Below are 3790 nucleotides of genomic sequence, written 5' to 3'. Positions count from 1 at the left end.
GAGCCGCAGGCGGACCTGCCCGATGCCGGCCCGCGCCCGGAGCCCGCGCGCGGCGCGCCGACGCCGGAGGGGCTGGCGCGGACGCTGGCCGCGCTGATGCCGGAGGATGCGGTGGTGGCCGACGAGAGCGTCTCCTTCGGGCGCGGCTTCTTCAAGGAGACGCACTGTGCGCCGCCGCACGACTGGTTGCAGATCACCGGCGGCGCGATCGGCTGCGGCATCCCGCTGGCCACCGGCGCGGCGGTGGGGGCCGGCGGGCGGCGGGTGGTGAACCTGCAGGCCGACGGGTCGGGTATGTACACGCTGCAGGGGCTCTGGACCCAGGCGCGCGAGAAGCTGCCGGTGACGACCATCGTGCTGTCCAACCGGAAATACGCAATCCTGCTGGGCGAGTACCGCGGCGTGGGCGCGAATCCCGGCCGCACGGCGATGGACATGATGGACCTGGGCAACCCCGATCTGGATTGGGTGAAGCTGGCCGAGGGCATGGGCGTGGAGGCCGCGAAGACCTCGACCCTGGAAGGCTGCGCGGACCTGATGAAGCAGAGCTTCTCGCGCGAGGGGCCTTTCGTGATCGAACTGGTGATCTGACCCCTTCGGCCATCACGCATCGGAAGACGACAGCATGGACCTCCACCTTGCCGGCAAGCGCGTGCTGATCACCGGCGGCTCCAAAGGCATCGGCCTGGCCTGCGCCGAGGCCTTCGCGCAAGCGGGCTGCGACATCGTGCTCGCGGCGCGTGACGCGGCTACCCTCGCGGCCGCCGCGGATGCGGTGCGCGCCAGGGCACAGGTGCGCGTCGAGACCCTGGCCGCCGACCTCTCGAAGCCCGAGGAGCGGGAGAGGCTGCACGCCGCACATCCCGATCCCGACATCCTGGTCAACAACGCCGGCGCCATCCCCTCGGGCCGGCTGCAGGACATCCCGATCGCGCGCTGGCAGCAGGCCTGGGACCTCAAGGTCATCGGCTACGTCCACATGTGCCAGCTCTACATGCCGGGCATGGAGGCGAAGCGCGCGGGCGTGATCTGCAACATCATCGGCATGGCCGGCCGCGCGCCGCGCGCGGGCTACATCGCCGGCGGCGCGGGCAACGCCGCGCTGATCGCCTTCACCTCGGCGCTGGGCGGCGCCGCGCAGGAGCACGGCGTGCGCGTCTTCGGCATCAACCCCGCGGCCACCAAGACCGACCGCATGGTCACCCAGGCGCGCTTCAACGCGAAGCTGAAGTTCGGCGACGAGGCACGCTGGGCGGAGACGCTGACCGGCCTGCCCTATGGCCGACCCATCGAGGCGTCGGAGATCGCCGACCTCGCCTGCTTCCTCGCCTCGCCGCGCGGGGCCTACGTGAACGGCACGGTGGTGGACGTGGACGGCGGGGGGATGTTCCGGGCGTGATCGCCGCGCCCGCATTGCGGGGGTGCATCCGCCGCTGCGTTTCCGGCAGGATGCAGGCGGTTGAGGAGCCGCGCGCGGGATGGACGAGACCAGGCGCATCGCCGGCCTGATCCGGGACTACATCGCGCGCGAGCACATCTCGCGCGAGCAGTTCGCCTTCCGCACGAAGCTCGGCAAGTCCACCGTGGACAAGCTGCTGGTCGGCATCTTCTCCGACCGCACGCTGGCGGTGGTGGAGGCCGAGACGGGCCTGGCGCTTCGGGCGGCCCCGGGCGCGGCCGACATCGCGGTGGCTGCGCCGCAGCCGCCCGCGCCGGACGGCCCCTCCATCGCGGTGCTGCCCTTCGCCAACATGACCGGCGACCCGGCGCAGGAATACCTGGCCGACGGATTCACCGAGGACATCACGACGGAGCTGTCGCGGCTGCGCTGGCTGCTGGTGATCGCGCGCAACTCCACCTTCACCTACAAGGGCCGCGCGGTGGACGTGCGGCAGGTCGCGCGCGAGCTCGGCGTGCGTTACGTGCTGGAGGGCAGCGTGCGCACCGCGCCCGGGCGCATCCGCGTTTCCTCCCAGCTGGTGGACGCGGCGACCGGCAAGCACATCTGGGCCGAGCGGCACGACCGCGAGATCGGCGACATCTTCGCCGTGCAGGACGAGATCACGCGCAGCGTCGTCGCCGCGATCGAGCCGCACCTCTATACCGAGGAAGGCTTCCGTGCGGCGAAGCGCGCGCCGGACAGCATCGACGCCTGGGGGCTCGCGGTGCGCGCGCTCGGCCTCATCACCCGCGTCGGCCGTGCGCAGAACGCGGAGGCGCGCGCGCTGCTGGAGCGCGCCATCGTGCTTGACCCGGGCTATGCGCGCGCGCATGCCTGCCTGGCCTGGGCGGTGTGGTGGGCGGCGCTCTGCTACTGGTGGCCCGACACGCGCGCCGGATACGCGGAGGCGCAGCGCCACGCGGAGGAGGCCGCCGCGCTCGACCCGAGCGAGCCCTGGGCGCGCATGACGCTCGGCCTCTGCCTCTCCACCGCGCGGCAGCACGCACAGGCGCTGGTGGAACTGCGCGCGACGCTGGAACTGAATCCGAGCTTCGCGCTGGGCCGCTCGGCGTTGGGCTGGGCGCTGCTGCGCGCCGGGCAATTCGAGGAGGCGATCGCCGAGACCGGCAAGGCGCTGCGCATGAGCCCGATGGACAGCTTCGCCGGCATCTACACGGCGATCCACGGCCTCGCGCTGCTCGGCGCGCGGCGCTTCGAGGCGGCGCTGCCGCTGCTGCGCGCCTCGGTGCAGGCCTTCGCCGAGTATTCGGGGCACTACAACACGCTGATCAGCTGCTGCGGGCATCTCGGCCTGGTCGAGGAAGCGCAGGCCTTCATCGTCGCGCGCAACCGCGTCGGGCCACCGCTGCGCGTCAGCGTGCTGCGGCGGAACCTGGACGGCTTCGCGCATCGCGACGTCTTCGTGGAGGGGCTGGTGAAGGCGGGCGTGCCGGAATAGGCGCGCAGCACGGAAAGGCGCGGAAAGCCGGCAGGAAAGCTCCGGAAAGCTCCGGCGATGGGCGCGGAAAGCCGCGCCGTGCAGGGTCGCGGCGTCCCCCGGGAAGGGGGCTTGCAGCGAACCACGCACGGAGAAGACGCCATGCCCACCGCCACGAAGTCCCGCCGCCACCTGCTCGCCGCCGCGCTGCTGGCACTCGCCGCCGCACCCGTCGCGGCGCATCCCGGCCACGACCACGGGCCGCAGCACCGCCCCTCCACGCCGGCCGGCGCGCCGACGCTGCCGCCCGCCCTCGAGGAGGTGCGCGCCGCGCTCGACAAGTACCAGGATCCGCTGGTGGCGGTGCGCGACGGCTACGCCTCCACCGTCGGCTGCGTCGCCTATGCGAACGGCGCGATGGGCGTGCACTTCCTCAACGTGCAGAACATCGGCCCCACGCCGGATCCGTTCCGCCCGCCGCTGCTGGTGTACGAGCCCGCGGGTGGCGGCCGGCTGCGCCTGGTGGCCGCCGAGTGGTTCGTGCCGCTGGCGACCGGCATCACGGAGCGCCCGACGCTGTTCGGCCGCCCCTTCGACGGCCCGATGGCCGGGCACGAGCCGCTGATGCCGACGGAACTGCATCACTACGACCTGCATGTCTGGCTGTGGAAGGAGAACCCGGCCGGGCTGTTCAACGCGACCAACCCGAATGTCGGCTGCGCCGGCCATCCCTACGCGCTGATGGAGGCGCCGACCGACCTGCCGGCCGCCACCGCGCACCGGCACTGAGGCGATGGACGTGAAGGCGAAGGATCTGGTCGTGGGGCGCCGCGCGGACGCGGCGCCCCTGCCGGCGGCACCGGGCATCTGCGACCGCGCCCGCGCCGAGGCGGAGCGCCGCACCGTCGGCC

The 3790-nt window shown here is 72.8% G+C and carries 4 protein-coding genes; all 4 read left to right on the top strand.

Features of this window, described 5'->3' with window-relative positions; genetic code table 11:
- The coding region (locus tag OZN99_RS27430; protein WP_270938402.1) for a thiamine pyrophosphate-dependent enzyme at positions 1 to 591 on the top strand (591 nt) is incomplete at its 5' end.
- Positions 592 to 625: 34 nt separating this feature from the next.
- Positions 626 to 1399 (top strand): short-chain dehydrogenase/reductase, encoded by a 774-nt coding sequence (locus OZN99_RS27425; RefSeq protein WP_270938401.1) that lies wholly within the window; start codon positions 626 to 628, stop codon positions 1397 to 1399.
- 79 nt (positions 1400 to 1478) lie between these two features.
- Positions 1479 to 2900, top strand: a complete 1422-nt coding sequence (locus OZN99_RS27420; RefSeq protein WP_270938400.1) for a tetratricopeptide repeat protein — start codon at positions 1479 to 1481, stop codon at positions 2898 to 2900.
- Positions 2901 to 3041: 141 nt separating this feature from the next.
- Positions 3042 to 3668, top strand: coding sequence for a hypothetical protein (locus tag OZN99_RS27415; protein ID WP_270938399.1), 627 nt, complete (start codon positions 3042 to 3044; stop codon positions 3666 to 3668).
- Positions 3669 to 3790 lie beyond the last annotated feature (122 nt).

The sequence above is a fragment of the Falsiroseomonas oryzae genome (genome assembly GCF_027856955.1).
GTDB classification, from domain to species: domain Bacteria; phylum Pseudomonadota; class Alphaproteobacteria; order Acetobacterales; family Acetobacteraceae; genus Falsiroseomonas; species Falsiroseomonas oryzae.
This window is presented reverse-complemented; position numbering and strand designations above follow the sequence as displayed.